The organism is Phocaeicola oris (genome assembly GCF_021295095.1).
Lineage (GTDB): Bacteria > Bacteroidota > Bacteroidia > Bacteroidales > Bacteroidaceae > Phocaeicola > Phocaeicola oris.
In genome coordinates, this window is record NZ_JAJLQX010000001.1 from 197,427 (window position 1) to 213,083 (window position 15,657).

At 38.6% G+C, this 15,657-nt stretch carries 12 protein-coding genes; 4 read left to right on the top strand and 8 right to left on the bottom strand.

The window, feature by feature from the left end; genetic code table 11:
• A complete protein-coding gene (locus LO761_RS00915; protein WP_272816456.1) occupies nt 1–1,872 on the top strand; it encodes an ABC-F family ATP-binding cassette domain-containing protein in 1,872 nt (623 codons plus the stop codon).
• On the opposite strand, the gene LO761_RS00920 is transcribed toward LO761_RS00915, so the two are convergent.
• The 6 genes from LO761_RS00920 to LO761_RS00945 form a co-directional block, all read right to left on the bottom strand.
• The gene (locus tag LO761_RS00920; RefSeq protein ID WP_272816457.1) at nt 1,869–2,609 is read right to left on the bottom strand and encodes a nucleotidyltransferase family protein; all 741 of its coding nucleotides are present in this window, start codon (nt 2,607–2,609) and stop codon (nt 1,869–1,871) included. The two genes, LO761_RS00915 and LO761_RS00920, sit on opposite strands and share 4 nt — an antisense overlap.
• Before the next feature lies 1 nt (nt 2,610).
• Complete coding sequence (locus LO761_RS00925; protein ID WP_272816565.1) at nt 2,611–4,041, bottom strand: RapZ C-terminal domain-containing protein; 1,431 nt, start codon at nt 4,039–4,041, stop codon at nt 2,611–2,613.
• Nucleotides 4,042–4,334: 293 nt separating this feature from the next.
• Nucleotides 4,335–4,622 (bottom strand): hypothetical protein, encoded by a 288-nt coding sequence (locus tag LO761_RS00930; RefSeq protein ID WP_272816458.1) that lies wholly within the window; start codon nt 4,620–4,622, stop codon nt 4,335–4,337.
• A 1-nt stretch (nt 4,623) separates the two neighbouring features.
• Nucleotides 4,624–5,289: a lipid-A-disaccharide synthase N-terminal domain-containing protein gene (locus LO761_RS00935; RefSeq protein WP_272816459.1), complete on the bottom strand. Its 666-nt coding sequence runs from the start codon at nt 5,287–5,289 to the stop codon at nt 4,624–4,626.
• A gap of 3 nt (nt 5,290–5,292) precedes the next feature.
• Nucleotides 5,293–6,027: a glycosyltransferase gene (locus LO761_RS00940; protein ID WP_272816460.1), complete on the bottom strand. Its 735-nt coding sequence runs from the start codon at nt 6,025–6,027 to the stop codon at nt 5,293–5,295.
• On the bottom strand, nt 6,027–7,658 hold the full coding sequence (locus tag LO761_RS00945) for an ArnT family glycosyltransferase (protein ID WP_272816461.1): 1,632 nt from the start codon (nt 7,656–7,658) through the stop codon (nt 6,027–6,029). Before LO761_RS00945 ends, LO761_RS00940 begins: the two co-directional genes overlap by 1 nt.
• A gap of 112 nt (nt 7,659–7,770) precedes the next feature.
• Between LO761_RS00945 and mtgA the strand changes: the two genes are divergently transcribed.
• Entirely contained in the window at nt 7,771–8,520 is a 750-nt protein-coding gene (gene mtgA / locus LO761_RS00950) for a monofunctional biosynthetic peptidoglycan transglycosylase (RefSeq protein ID WP_272816566.1), read from the top strand.
• Between the two features lie 323 nt (nt 8,521–8,843).
• Here mtgA and LO761_RS00955 read toward each other — a convergent pair whose 3' ends face one another.
• On the bottom strand, nt 8,844–11,204 hold the full coding sequence (locus LO761_RS00955) for a family 20 glycosylhydrolase (RefSeq protein WP_272816462.1): 2,361 nt from the start codon (nt 11,202–11,204) through the stop codon (nt 8,844–8,846).
• 103 nt (nt 11,205–11,307) lie between these two features.
• Between LO761_RS00955 and LO761_RS00960 the strand changes: the two genes are divergently transcribed.
• Both LO761_RS00960 and LO761_RS00965 read left to right on the top strand, forming a co-directional pair.
• Nucleotides 11,308–12,192 (top strand): DMT family transporter, encoded by an 885-nt coding sequence (locus LO761_RS00960; protein ID WP_272816463.1) that lies wholly within the window; start codon nt 11,308–11,310, stop codon nt 12,190–12,192.
• A 132-nt stretch (nt 12,193–12,324) separates the two neighbouring features.
• Nucleotides 12,325–13,095, top strand: coding sequence for an acid phosphatase (locus tag LO761_RS00965; protein WP_272816464.1), 771 nt, complete (start codon nt 12,325–12,327; stop codon nt 13,093–13,095).
• A gap of 55 nt (nt 13,096–13,150) precedes the next feature.
• Here LO761_RS00965 and LO761_RS00970 read toward each other — a convergent pair whose 3' ends face one another.
• Nucleotides 13,151–15,010, bottom strand: coding sequence for a TonB-dependent receptor (locus LO761_RS00970; protein WP_272816465.1), 1,860 nt, complete (start codon nt 15,008–15,010; stop codon nt 13,151–13,153).
• Between the last annotated feature and the right edge of the window lie 647 nt (nt 15,011–15,657).

Genomic DNA, 15,657 nt, shown 5'->3' on the forward strand with positions numbered 1-15,657 from the left:
ATGGGTAGTCCTCACTTACAGGTTGATGATTTGACGAAGTCGTTTGGTGACTTGCTGCTATTTCATAACATATCTTTCGGCATTGAGGAAGGGCAACGTTGTGGATTGATTGCTAAAAATGGAAGTGGTAAATCCACTTTATTGAATATTCTGGCCGGAAAAGAGAATTATGATGAAGGAACAATTACATACCGTCGTGACCTGCGCGTGGGATATTTGAAACAGAATCCTCATTTTTCTGATCAACAAACGGTACTTCAGGCTTGTTTTGAGCATGGAAATCCAACAGCACAACTCATAAAAGATTATGAATCGTGTATGGAAACTCATGGAAATCCTGGATTAGAAGACTTATTGGTTAAAATGGAGCATGAGAAGGCTTGGGATTATGAACGAAAAATTAAGCAAATTCTTTCACAATTGAATATTAGAGACTATGCCCAACCGATTAGTCAGCTTTCTGGTGGACAGTTGAAGCGTGTAGCTTTGGCCAATGTGCTGATTCTCGAACCTGATTTTCTAATATTGGATGAGCCTACCAATCATTTAGATCTAAATATGACAGAATGGCTTGAGAAATATATACAGCAAAGTAAGCTTAGTTTGCTGATGGTTACTCACGATCGTTTTTTTCTTGATAGAGTTTGTTCCGATATTTTAGAAATTGATAATCAGCAACTTTACTCATATAAAGGTAATTATTCTTATTATCTGGAAAAGAAACAAGAACGTATTGATACAGCTAACGTGGAGATAGCTCATGCAAAAAATTTATATCGCACGGAATTGGATTGGATGCGCAGAATGCCTCAAGCTCGTGGTCATAAGGCTCGTTATCGTGAGAATTCTTTCTATGAATTAGAAAAAGTTGCCAAACGTCGTATTGTTGACAATAATATTAAGTTGGATACCAAAGCTTCTTACATCGGCTCTAAGATTTTTGAAGCAGATCATGTATATAAGAATTTTGGTGACTTAAAAATTTTAAACGATTTCAGCTATACTTTCTCCCGTTATGAAAAGATGGGCATAGTGGGAAATAACGGAACAGGTAAGTCTACTTTTATAAAGATGCTTATTGGTGAGGAAAAACCGGATAGCGGTGTCATTGAGGTGGGTGAAACTGTTCGGTTTGGATATTATTCCCAAGACGGATTGAAGTTTGATGAGCAGATGAGAGTTGTTGATATTGTTCAACAATATGCCGAAGTTATAGTTCTGAATGACGGACGACGGTTTACTGCATCACAATTCCTTCAATATTTTCTTTTTCCTCCAGAAAAACAATATGACTATGTGTATAAGTTGAGTGGGGGAGAACGTCGCCGACTTTATCTCTGTACGGTATTGATAAAGAATCCGAATTTCTTGGTTCTTGATGAGCCTACAAACGACTTGGATATTCCTACATTGCAAGTACTCGAAGATTATCTTCAAAATTTTAAAGGATGTGTTATTGTGGTTAGTCATGACAGGTATTTTATGGATAAGATAGTCGACCATATCCTTGTGTTCAATGGACATGGTGATATTCGTGACTTCCCGGGAAATTATTCTGATTATAACGAATGGAAAATAGAAAAAGAAAAGCACGAAAAGAAAGAAGAGAGTGCTAAAAAGGATAAAACCGAGCGTGTACGCACCAATGATAAGCATCGCATGACGTTTAAAGAACGAAAAGAATTTGAACAATTAGAAGAAGAAATTGCTCGGCTGGAAGAAGAAAAGAAACAAATTGAAGCAGACCTTTGCAGTGGTAAACTATCTGTTGATGAACTGACAGAAAAGTCAAAACGACTTCCAGAACTCAATAATGAACTTGATGAGAAGTCTATGCGATGGCTCGAACTCAGTGAGATAGAAGAAAGTTAATATTTTAATATTTGCTTGACAAACTGTTCTGCTTTAATCAGTGTCTCCGGTTTTCCTATATCCAAAAGTTTCAAGTCGTTTGCAATATAAGCTTTAATCGCTAACTCATTGCAATGATTCAAATAGAAATCAATGATAGAGAACTTGCCTTCGGGTAACCATTTGTAAATTTTCGGTTGAACGACTTCTATTCCCGCATAAGCATATTCTGCATATTCACCCTCTTTATAAACGAATCCTTCCGGTTTTGTATCACCGGTTTTTTTATTTATCCAACCGCAGAGTCGATTTTCCTTATTAAACAGAAGGTAACGCTGTGTCTTACGCGAGCTTACCACAAGTGTAGCAACCGCCTGATAGTCTTTATGATACTGCATCAAACCTTGCAAATCACAATTGGATAGGATATCTACATTATGAATCAGAACACTTTCGTCATTTGGTGTAAATAGAGGTAATGCTTTCTGCAATCCGCCACCAGTTTCCAACAATTCTTGTCGCTCATCCGATATGTGAATAGTGATACCAAAGTTGTTGTTGTCTTTTAAATAATCAATGATTTGTTTTGCTAAATGATGAACATTGATAACAATTTCATCGAAACCTGACATTTTCAATTTATTAATGACATGTTCCAACATCGGCAGTCCGGCTACTTTTATAAGTGCCTTCGGACAATAATCGGTGAGCGGTTTCAAACGGGAACCCACTCCAGCGGCAAAAATTATGGCTTTCATATCAATCCTTGCGGTTAAATGTCTGTTCTATATTCTGTTCCCTATGAATCAGCTCTACTTTTACCCCGAACTTTTCATTAAGGTGTTCTGCCAAATGTTGTGCCGCATAAACCGAACGGTGCTGTCCGCCCGTACACCCAAAACAAACACTTAAATTAGTGAATCCTCTCTCCATATAACGTTTAACGCTGGCATCAACCAACCCATAAGCATGCTCAAGGAATGTAAGAATCTCACCATCTTCCTCCAAGAATTTAATCACAGGTTCGTCAAGTCCTATAAATGATTTAAACCGATCGTATTTCCCCGGATTATTAATGGCACGACAGTCGAAGACGTATCCTCCTCCATTACCGCTTGGGTCATCGGGTATACCTTTCTTATATGCAAAACTCATCACCGTTACAGTCAACTGACGTTTCTGAAGGTCGGTTTTAAACATTGAAAGGTTGGTTAGATTTTTCAATACTTCGCATAGATACGGGTATTCCGGATAATCTTCTTTCAAAAGACTCCGTAAGTTGGCCAATGCGTATGGAACACTCTGGATAAAATGTGGTTTTTTTTCAAAATACCCTCTAAAGCCGTACGCGCCAAGAACTTGGAGAGTTCTGAACAATACAAAATGTCGTAACTGACTATAAAAATAATAACGGTCAATAGGCTGGTATTGATTCAATACATCCAAATATTCCTCAAGTAACTCCTTGCGGAGTGTATCAGGAAAGTTGGCTTTGGCTTGCCATAGGAAAGAAGCTACGTCATAAAAGAATGGGCCTTTTCTGCCACCTTGAAAATCAATGAAGTAAGGCTGACTGTAATGAATCATGATGTTCCTGCTCTGGAAATCGCGGTACATAAAAGTAGCTGACGCGCTTCGCATCAATACATCACACATTTTCTGAAAGTCGTCTTCCAACTTATCTTCTTGAAAATCAAGACCTGTAGCCTTAAGGAAACAGTATTTGAAATAGTTTAAATCCCATTTAATAGACCGTTCATTGAATCCCGACTGCGGATAGCAATAAGAGAAATCAAATCCATCGGCTCCGGCGAATTGAAAGACGGGGAGAAGTCGGATGGTTTTACGCAACATATCTTTTTCTTCTTCCGAATAAACGGTGGTCAGACGACCTTTTTCTATCGCTTTGAATAAAAGCAAGTCGCCTAAATCCTCTTGAATATAATATAATTGGTCTTCGGATACGGCATAAACTTCAGGAACAGGGAGTGCTTTTTTGCGGAAATGTGCCGCCATATAAACGAATGCTCTGTTTTCTTCAACACATGTTCCGTAAACTCCGATAATACTTTTTACGCCTGTCAAGCGAAAATATCTTCTGTTCGAGCCGGAAGCCGGTAGCTCGACCATGTTTTCCGGTTCCGTTCCCGTATATTGTTGATATAATTCTTGTAATTTCTCTGTAAACATAGTAATCAAATTTGATGTAAAGATACTGTAAATTAATGAATTCTTCATTCAAACAAACTTGCTTTTTAGTTAAATTCACTAAGTCATCATATAATCAACTAAAGTCATCCATATCTTTGTGTCAACTCATACGTATCATTTAGTCAATTCATCCGCATAAACCAATCAACTCATCAGCATCATTTTACCAACTCATCAGCATCATTTTAGTAACTCATACGTATCAGTTGAGCAATTGATACCTGTCACTTTCACGAAAGAAGAGAGAAGAGTCTCTTCAATGCCTTATTGTCTTATCGGATAAAACAATAAACTATTTTAGGAAGCGTGAACAGAATTAATCCCAAACAGATAATCCACAAACATTTTTTGTAATACCTTTCTTTATGTGCCATCCACCAGCAAAGAAGGATGATTAATGAAGGGGTATACCAAATAGTGTGAATTAATAAATTCGTATCCTCGCCCTCTGTACCTTTTATCCATAAATAAGTGTCGGGGACTAATGTTAGTACCATCAGAACAATAAAGAAAATGTATTTCTGTGTGAATTGCCTCATCTCAATATTATTTCTGTTCATTTTACAACGATTCAACAGAATGACCGGAAGAGGGGTTAATCACCCCTTTATTACTTTTACGCGATATAATAATATTACGAATATAAGCTATAAATCCTACCGACTGTCCAAGTATCAGAATAGGATCTAAACGAATAATTCCGTAAGAAACAATAATACCGGAACCAATCAGGCTGATTATCCAGAATCCAACCGGAAGAATGGACTCTTGACGACGTTGAGAGTAATACCATTGATAGACAAATCGCATGGTAAAGATAATTTGCCCAAGTGATCCGAAAATGACAAGCCAAAGCGGAATATCTTTATTTTGCAAAAAAGAATTGGCAAAAGCCGAAGCATTTTTAATTGTAAAAATAAATGCTAAAACAGGAAGAATGAAAATGCAAAAACGAATCACTTTCGGAACTTTAATCCACACACCTTTAATGTTCAAATTCCATATATATATATAATAGGATATGAATTGACCAAGGATAATGGAAAAGTCGTTCCGCAGCCAACCATACGTAAACAACAAGATGCTTCCGATTAAACTGCAAATCCAATAAAGATTCGGGGACACAACTTTATGGCTTCGCTCCGACATGATCCATTGAACAAGGATTCGAGCAGAGAAGAAGCCCTGAGCAATGAATCCTATAGCGTAAATTAAGGTAGCCGGCATAACTTATGCGTTGAAATTACTTTCATCGACGTGATAACGAATGTATCGCTTCTTCATCCAGCGATAAGCAAAGCAATCCATGAATGGACCTGCCAACCTATTCCACAAATGATACTTTGACACTCCGGCTATTCTGGGATAATGTCGTACCGGTAATTCTTTAAACTTTCCATTCTCCAGACTCATCAGTGCCGGGAGAAAACGGTGCATCCCATTGTAAAAAGGAATACGTTTGGCATAATCCGTCCACATCACTTTCAGCGGACAACCGGTATCCGTAGCTGTATCACCTGTCATAGAACGACGAAATCCATTGGCAATTTTAGATTGCAAACGCTTAAAAGCAGAATCCTTGCGTTTCGCACGAATACCCGAAACAAGCTGATAATCGGGAGCATACTCCAAAAGTAAATTAAAGTCTTCAGGATCGGTTTGCAAATCAGAATCGATATATCCTACATATTCACTTTCTGCCGTATCGATTCCGGCTTTCATAGCTGTACTTAATCCACGATTTGCATTAGAACTGATATAATAAAAGTCTTTATTTCGTTTACAAACCTGTTTGATAAGTTGCAGACTATTATCTTTTGAACCGTCGTTTACAAACAAGACGCAAGCAGACACCACGGCTTTTGGTACATAAGCTACCAATTTCTGTTCCAATCGTTCCATATTGTCTTGCTCATTAAAAACGGGAACAATGATAGTCAGCTTATATTTCGATGTATTGTTCATTACTTTAATTTTAATAATGTAACCTGATTAAGAAATTCTTCATGATAATGTTTTGTCCCTTTCGGATGACGGTTATCATCGTAAATTCCAATCATTGTTGTATCAATCATATTTAAAATTTCTTTCGGAAATTCGTTCTTTATAGGCTCTATAGTCACTACAGCACAAGGTAAAGCCTTCAATACGTCTTCTTTATTTTCAAAGTCCAAAGGTAATATTTTTCTATGAGCTTCGTACACTAATTCCATACGAATCGGTCCTTTCAGCTCATTATAATACAATGGAACGCCTTTCAACTCATTAACTTCCCTGATTCCTCGGATAGAATTAAACTCAGGATTGGTAAATGAAGCACCAATCATATTGAAGAGAAAGCATTCCGCGACAACAAACAGAGCTACGATTCCAAAAACAAATTCAATTGATCTTAAACGCGCTGTCGATTTCCATAGCCAGATTGCTATAACCAATATTAACATTCCGGCTACAATAGCAGTAATAAGAGATATTCTATGCTGTTGATATCCAAAGATAAAAATTAAAACAGGAAGTATCGTAGCTATTAAAGAGACTAATCCCGCATTGATGTAGAAAATCAGTTTACTTGTTTTGTCCAATCTGTATTCCTTATAGAAATGATAAACCAAAAACGCAACAGCGTATGAACATGGAACCATCATTGGAAGTAGATAACGCATTTTTTTCTCCGGCATAAAAGAGAGCAAAACAAGAGCGGCCAACATCCACCAAATGGTAAACAAATATCCGCGTCGGTCATAAATAACTTTTTTCCAATGAGAAATAAAAAGAGTAGAAAGCGTCAGTAATGCCCACACACCGGTTTCCGCAAAGAATCTCCAATAATACCACCACGGACGAACGTTATGATTTATCCAAGAACCTGATTCCTTTTCAATAACAGCGTTAGCAGCTTCCGGATGAAAAGCAATAATATAAAGATACCACCAAGCACTCAATATTACACATACTATAATCATAAAGATAAAAGCTTTCCATTTGCCACGCATTAATGGGCGACGGTAAACCAATGCGGCTATAATGAAGGGAAGGAGTAGGGCATAGAAAGATACGGGACCTTTACTCAAAAAAGATAACCCCATAAATATTCCGGCAAACGTAAAGTTTCGCCAAGGTCTGGACTTCTCTCGGTAAGGATCGTCATAAAGACCTTTCCAAAGAAAGAATATAGCTCCCATCATAAAAGCATGACAATATATGTCCCATGTAGCTGTTCGTCCCATTAAAATTATGTTATAGCACGTAAGGAATATTAATGTAGCTATAAACGCATAATCTTTCTTACGGAATATTTCTTTGGCAGTCAGATAAAAGAAAAGGACCCAAATGATACCCATTACTCCTGCTGCAGATCGTTGAGCTTTTAAATTATCGGGAGCAACTTTTTCGATAAATCCTGCTACCCACGTTGGCAATGGAGGTTTCTCTAATCGAAGTTCTCCGTTCATGGTAGGAATGAGCCAATTACCTTCGGATACCATCTCTCGCGCAGTAACGATATTACGTGATTCCATAATATCTGTTTGTAGTGCTCCGTTATGAACAAAAAACGCAGCTATACAGAGTAATATAATCCAGATATATCTTTTCATAATATACTATACATATACTATACGTTTACAAAAATATTCAAAACTAATGATAAAGTTTGATATATCCTTTATCTTTTGCATCTTTGCACCAATTTTAAATTTAGTTGGCAAAATGTCTGTTCGTAAAGTTGGTAGATATATCAGAAATATTATCCTGTTTTTCTTTATTTCAACCATATTAGCCGTTGTTATATATCGTTTTATTCCGGTTTATGTCACTCCGTTAATGGTTATCAGGAGTGTACAAAACATCTCTGCCGGTCAGTCGCCAACTTGGCGTCATTCGTGGGTTCCATTAGAAAACATCTCACATAACTTACCTTTAGCAGTGATTGCTTCGGAAGATAATAATTTTATAAAGCATAACGGATTTGATTTTGAGCAGATTAAGAAAGCACAAAAAGAAAATGAAACACGAAAAAGGCCCAGAGGAGCAAGTACAATAAGTCAGCAAACAGCAAAGAATGTTTTCCTATGGCCTAATTCTTCATGGATACGTAAAGGTTTCGAAGTCTATTTCACTGCCTTAATTGAATTTATTTGGAATAAAGAGCGAATTATGGAAGTTTATTTGAATTCAATTGAGATGGGAAAGAATATTTATGGAGCAGAGGCAGCCGCAAAAATCAAGTTTAACACCACAGCAAAACAGTTGACTGCTCCACAATGTGCATTAATTGCGGCTTCACTTCCAAATCCAAGAAGATTTGATTCAGCTCATCCCTCAAAGTATCTTTTAAGACGCCAATCAAAGATTTTGAAATTAATGCAATTGGTTCCGAGTTTTCCATCTAAGAAAACAAAATCAGGCACAACGAAACAAAAACCTCAACCCTCCCAACGCTTGAATAAGAATAACTAAAGAGGAATAAAAAGTAAAGTCAAAGCTAAAGTACTCCAACTGATACAGGTGTTCGGATGAATTCATTAATATTTTTTGTCCGGTTCATGCTGATGAGTTGAGTAAGTGATGCTGATGAGTTGGTAAAGTCATCCGTATGAGTTGGACGGTTCATGCGTATCACTTTGTCGGTTCAAACGTATCGTTTTTATTGTTTATCAATATCACTTGTTATATTGAACTTTATCGTGCAATAAGATTGACATATTAGTTTAGTAATAGGTATATATAAAGAAAGAGAGTTCGAAGTGTCGGACCCTCTTTCTATGAAATAGTTTGTAAAATTATTGTGCAATGTAACCTAATTGTTCGGCAGCGACAGGAGTGAATTTCTCTTGACCGGCTTCGCGCAGGTTAATACTTCCATTATCCCATTGTGAAGGCCAACCTCCTATAATGTTGCCTAAAAAGACTACCTTTAGCTGATGCCATCCGCCAGCCAGAGCCATGGATGTGTCGGCACGACTATAGCGTTTAACCTGACCTTCATTATTGTTAACTAACTTTCCGTCTATCCAGACTTGATCGTAGTTGGATGAGATGTAATAAATACCGTCGGAAGGAATATTAATCAAGCCTTCAGCGATAGCTCCGTAGTGAGGAATACCACGCATATCTTCTGTTGTAGGAACTTGACTTGGAATCTCTTCGAGGGCTTTCACTGTTTTCTGCTTCCATTCTGTTATGCCATCCAACTCATTCGGCTTAAAGAAATTACCATAAGCAATTTTCAGTTTTAGTCCATGCAGAGGTTTAACATCAGCTTGAATAGGAGAGAGTGTTTGTTTCTCGATGGTGATAGCTCTTATCGGACTCATCTTTCCAGAAGGAAGGACAGTAGCAATTTTCAATATGGTGTTTTCTTTGAACTTCAGAGGTTCGGTATATTCCATGGATTCCGGAGTAGGAGTACTGTTATCGGTCGTATAAACCATTTTCTCCGGACGGGAAGTCTTGAATGTGAGTGTAGCTTCGTCAGTGAATGCGATGAAGTTACAAGATCCGTTAGGTTGTTCCGGTTGTGGAATATGATAGTGAATTTCATGACCGTCCAGACGTACGTATGCATTATTCACCCGACGATAGAAATCATTCAGATCCTTTTTATCTACCGGACTCCACGCGATTTCTGACAGAGCCAGTGCGCGAGGGAACATACGGTATTCCAACAAATCGTTGTTATAGATATATTCAGTCCATGTATTCCCTTGAACTCCAAGGATATATTTTTCTTTTCCGATAGTTCTCAATGTATCCGGAACCGGATCATAGTTGTACGTTTTCTCTAAGGCAGTGTAACCTCCGATGCCTATCGGTTCTATTTTTGAATCGCCCTGATAATAGTCGAAATACATACCGCCATCATGTCCCGGAGTCATCACTACATTGTGATTTTGCAGTCCGGCAGCTATACCACCGGCTACTCCCCGCCATGACATGACTGTTGCGTTAGGACTCAAGCCTCCTTGAAGAATTTCATCCCAACCGATAATACTTTTCCCATATTTGGCAAGAACCTTTTCCATTCGTTGGATAACGTAACTCTGAAGCTTTTCTTCGGCAGTGTGTTGAGCATCGCCCTGCAAGTGTTCCTGACGGATACGTGCTTGACAGGCAGGACACTTCTTCCAACTGACTTTCGGACATTCATCACCACCAATGTGGAAATATTTGCCCGGGAATAATGGAACCACCTCGGCCAATACATCTTCAAGGAAGTTGAACATGTCCTCTTTACCCGGACACATCACCACATCTTCTATACCCCAGATAAAGCGCGGGGTAATAGAGTCTCCTTTGCAAGAAAGGCCGGGATATGCGGCTATGGCAGCCAGCTCATGACCAGGTATTTCAATTTCAGGAACGATAGTAACGAAACGTTCTGCTGCATAAGCTACTATATCTTTAATTTCTTCTTGAGTATAGAAACCACCGTATTCGTTTCCTTCACCTTCAATACGTTTGGAACCATATTCTGTCAGACGCGGATATTTTTTGATTTCAATTCTCCAGCCTTGATCTTCGGTAAGATGCCAGTGCATGGTGTTGATCTTGAACATAGCCATTACGTCAATCAGTTTCTTTACCTCCTCGGTAGGAATAAAGTGACGACAGGCATCAATGTGGAATCCTCTGTAGCCGAAACGAGGTTGATCATTAATGCTTACACACGGAGCAATCCAAGCAATGTTATCCACTACACCCTGATTCTCGATTTCCGCGGGAAGCAGTTGCATAAAGCTGTCCATAGCATAGAAAGCTCCGGCAGCTGTTTTAGCGACAATCTTAACTCCTTTCGGTGTAACATTTAATATGTAGCCTTCATCAGCCAATTGTTGATTTGGGTCAACGTTAATAGCAATGCAGTTGGATCCATCCTTTTCCTTTACTGTCAGCCTATATCCTGTCGATTTGTTGATTCTGTCAGCAAAGAACTGAGCTACTTTTTCAGCCTCAGGAGTAGGAGCGTAGAATGATGTACTTTTCGTTAATTTGAACTGTCCTTCTTGCTGCTGTAGTTCTGCAGGAACAGGGAGAATATTAATTCCCTCATTGTAACTCTTCATGGTTACATTTTTTTGATCGCATGATGTCATTAGTCCGAATAGCGCAGACAGACATACTATACCAAATAGTTTTTTCATGAAATATGAATTTAATTGTTGAGATTTAAAAGATGGCGTAAAGGTACGAATAAAAGTTTAAAGAATCCTATATATTATATTAATATAGTATAACTTTGTGAATATGAAACATTCGTATTTACGTCTCCATACAGCTATCCTGCTGGCCGGTGCTACGGGACTGTTCGGTCGGCTTATCACAATAGGTGAGCTACCGTTGGTTTGCTTCCGTGTTCTTCTTTCATTTATCATTCTGGGGATAATGATGAGTATTAAGAAGCAACTTCATGCTATTCCCAGACATCATTTGCTGATGATGATGGGCTGTGGAGTACTGTTGACTACTCACTGGGTGTTTTATTATGGTAGCATTAAGGCTGCAAATGTTTCTATTGGAGCCGTATGTTTTGCTCTTGTAGGTTTTTTCACCGCTATTTTGGAACCTGTTATTGGTCGTCGTGGTTTCTCAGGAAGAGAGATACTGTTAAGTCTGCTTACGGTAGCCGGCATCATTCTCATTTTCGGTTTCGATACACGTTATCGATTTGGTATAGTTTTAGGGTGTATATCATCATTACTCTATACGATATTTTCTATCTATTGTAAGCGGGTTCAAACATCTACCGGACATAGCAGCAGTACAATGCTGTTGTACGAGCTTATTGGAGGTGGAATTGTACTTATATTGGTACTACCGATATATTCCATATTATTTCCTGATGTGAAGATCTTTCCTGATGCTCACGATATCGGATTGCTTTTGTTATTTGCAGCCGTATTCACGGTTGTTCCTTTTCTTCTTCAGCTTCAGGCTTTACGGACTATTTCTGCCTTTACGGTTAATTTAAGCTATAATCTTGAGCCTGTCTATACGATTCTTTTGGCTATTATCATTTTTAATGAGTCAAGTGAATTGAGCAGCGCATTCTGGGTAGGAGTACTGCTGATTATTCTGTCTGTAGTGTTACAAACTATACTTTCTATTTATTCAAAGAAAAATAGGCAGTGATTTGTTCTATTTTCAATTTAAGGAAGATTATCTTATTGTTCTATTTGATAATTTGTAGATTTTGATAAATTTGCAAGGCTTTATTAACAGTAGTAATCTTATTTCAATAAAAATAACTTATAAAATATATTTATGAAAAGAATTTTGATTGTCTCTTTCTTTACCTTGTCCGCTATGGGTGGATTAGCTCAGTCACAGCGTATTTACGACCGTAGTACTCGTCCAAATGATTTTTATCTATATCAGCAGGATGTGCCGAGTAGTGTAAAACTATTGCCTCCTCCGCCTGATTCTATCTCTGCACGTGCTGCATACGATAGAGAGCAGTTTGAATGGGGCATCTCTGTAAGAACGACAGAGCGTGGGAAGTTAGCTGTTAAGGATGCCGATTCAAGTGCAAAGGGTGTAGTGGAAGCCATGTCTCCGGCTTTTGGAATAGAGATTGATTCGCTAAATACTCCACAAATATGGAAGTTAGTGACCAAGTGTAGAGAGGATTTTGGTGCTCTGGCGACAAGTGAAGCAAAGAGATATTATCATCGTGTCCGTCCTTTCGATTATTATCATGAAGATTCAGCTATTCCCGAAATTCAGAAATATTATCATCAGAATGGATCTTATCCTTCGGGACATACAGCCATCGGCTGGGGAGAAGCCTTGGTTTTGGCAGAAATTAATGTGATGAATCAGAATGCTATATTAAAACGGGGCTATGAGTATGGACAAAGCCGCGTAATAGCCGGATTCCATTACCAGAGTGATGTAGACGCGGCTCGTTGGCTTGTTGCCGGAACAGTAGCCCGACTACATGCAGACAAGGCCTTTTGCAAACAAATGGAAAAAGCCAAGAAAGAATTTAAAAAGCTTTATAAGAAAGGTTTAATAAAAAAGGTGGAACTATAATTTAATAGAATCGTGAGTCTTGTAAAAATCGCAAGACCCACGACTTATTATATCATTAAAAGTTCCAGTTGATACCTGCCATTACTGTAGCTCGAGGCATAGGAAAGCCGGCTACTGTTTCATACTTTTGGGCAAGTAAATTCTCTCCTTTAACAAATAAGCGTAATTCTTTGATAACGCGATAATTTGCTGTTACATTCCACAACAGGAAATTCTCTTTTCGTTCTTTAGCTCCTGTAGCAGTATATAGTCCGGCCACATATTGCAGACCTGTATTTACGGAGAATTGTTTTTTCTGATAATTGATTCCCATGTATATTTTATGCTCCGGTGCGGAAAGTTGCGGATTGCTCATGTGGAGAAAGCTGTAATTTCCATTTATGTTCCAAACCTCATTAATATGATAGGCTGCCTCCAGTTCAACTCCAGAGTTCTCTGTTTTGCCGGTATTGATATTAAGCGGTTTACCTTCTATCATAGCCGTCTGAATCATATTATCGGCTTTCAAATAAAACACGTTAATGTTATAATTGAAGCGATTCTCGAAGAGTCGCTGTTTAAATGAAAGCTCATAATTCATCAGTCGTACAGGCTTAAGGTCGGCATTAGCCGGACGATACATATAAAGTTCACGAATAGTAGGATTACGGAAGCCTTTGCTTACCATTGCCCGAATTTCCGACTCGTTTGACAAGCGGAAGGTAAAGCCTCCCTGTGGAATCCACTCATTACCAGATACGCTGTGATGGTTTAGGCGGATTCCCGCGTCCAATGTGATCCATTCGGCTAAATCTTGTCGGAAGTCAATATATCCGGCTACCTCATTCACGCTCTTATCGGCAATCTCTGTTTTCGCGCCATTCGACATTGCCTTGTTCCACGCATGACCACCATAATGTTGGTAATCTAATCCTAAGGTGATATGGTTTCCTTCCATGAATGAAAGGTTCTGATAGGCAGAGAATCCCCCCATACGATCGTTATGCATGTAATAAGTGGCGCGGGGAGTACCTCCCGGATGGTAACCGTCGTTGATGTGATGATGTCCCCAATTATAGTATGCTCTGATAGCTCCCGATGTCTTCTCGTATTCATTGGTGAGTGAAACAGCTGCCATTCCACGGGTAATCATCATGTCATTATCTATATACGGGTTAGAAACTTCACCCGGATTGGATGATTCGAAATAAGTGACATTTATATTTCCGCTAAGTGCCCAGTTAGGTGTAAAATCGTATCCTAATTTTGCATATCCACTCGTCTGTTTAAATTCAGAATTGGTACGATGACCATCTGTTCTGCCATAGTTTACACCTACAACGGAAGAGAACTTTCCACTGCGCGTATGATTAGTGGCATTCGCCTCAAAGGTTCCATACGAACCGCCTTGCAAGTTTATATTCGTAGTTGTTCCGTCCTGTTGCGTTTGGCGAGTTACAATGTTTACAACCCCACCCATGGCATTCGAGCCATAGATCATGGAAGCCGGACCTCGAATCACTTCAACACGATCAGCCAACATGGTTTGATAAACATCAGCAATGGGATGACCATAGAGTCCTGCATACTGTGGGAGTCCGTCAATCAGCACAAGCAAATCGGCTGTACTTCCTATACCGCGCACTTTAATGCCTCCGGCTGAACCTGTACTCACACCATATCCTAACAATCCGCGTGACGTGACAAAGAGTCCGGGAACTTGTTCACTAAGCGTGGGGAGCACATTCTGTTTGTAATTCTGAATCAGTTTACTCTGATTAATCACCGAAATAGTCATCGGTAAATGACGAATATCACTATGATATCGGGTGCCGGTAATCACTACATTGTCTATTTTATACGTAGTGGTGTCAATACTATCTGCCATTACATGGAATGGTACCAGAGTCAATAAAAGTAGTAGAATCTTTTTCATGGGATAAAGGTAAATCAAATATTGGAACGTAATGATTTTTTGTAAATTAAATTATGTTAATTAATCGGTTGGGGGATGCGGATCACTACTTATGGATGATTGTTATCAACTGATTACTTCCTCATCTACGCGGGTAGGAATGAAAGTCTATTTTGATCGTTCTATTTATTGATGTATATAAAAGAAAGAAGTGATAAAGTTAATCGCCCAAACTGATGCGGACGACCGGATGAAGTCATGCGGATGAGTTGATCAATTCATCCGCATGAGTTATGCGATTCATGCGTATGAGTTGGACGATTCATCCGCATCACTTTTCTCGACCTTCTTTATAACTATTTTTATAAGCTTGACGAAAAGCCAAAAAGCTTCGTTTAAACATGCTGTAAGTTCGTTTTTCCTTATGGGTCAGGCTTATACTGTCCTTGCGGTTGATAGTGTGGAAAACGTAAATCTTATAGTGAAAAAATCAAGAAGTAAGCCTTTATCGTTCAAATGTATAATACATATAAATGGTGCTTTGAAGTATATTAAAAGCTCTTGTCTCAGGATATTCCCTTTTTTCTATAGGAAAACACCTATGCTAAAATAGGATTTTTCCTTCACGAAAGGAATATCTTTGTCTATATATTTGTGATAAGGAAACT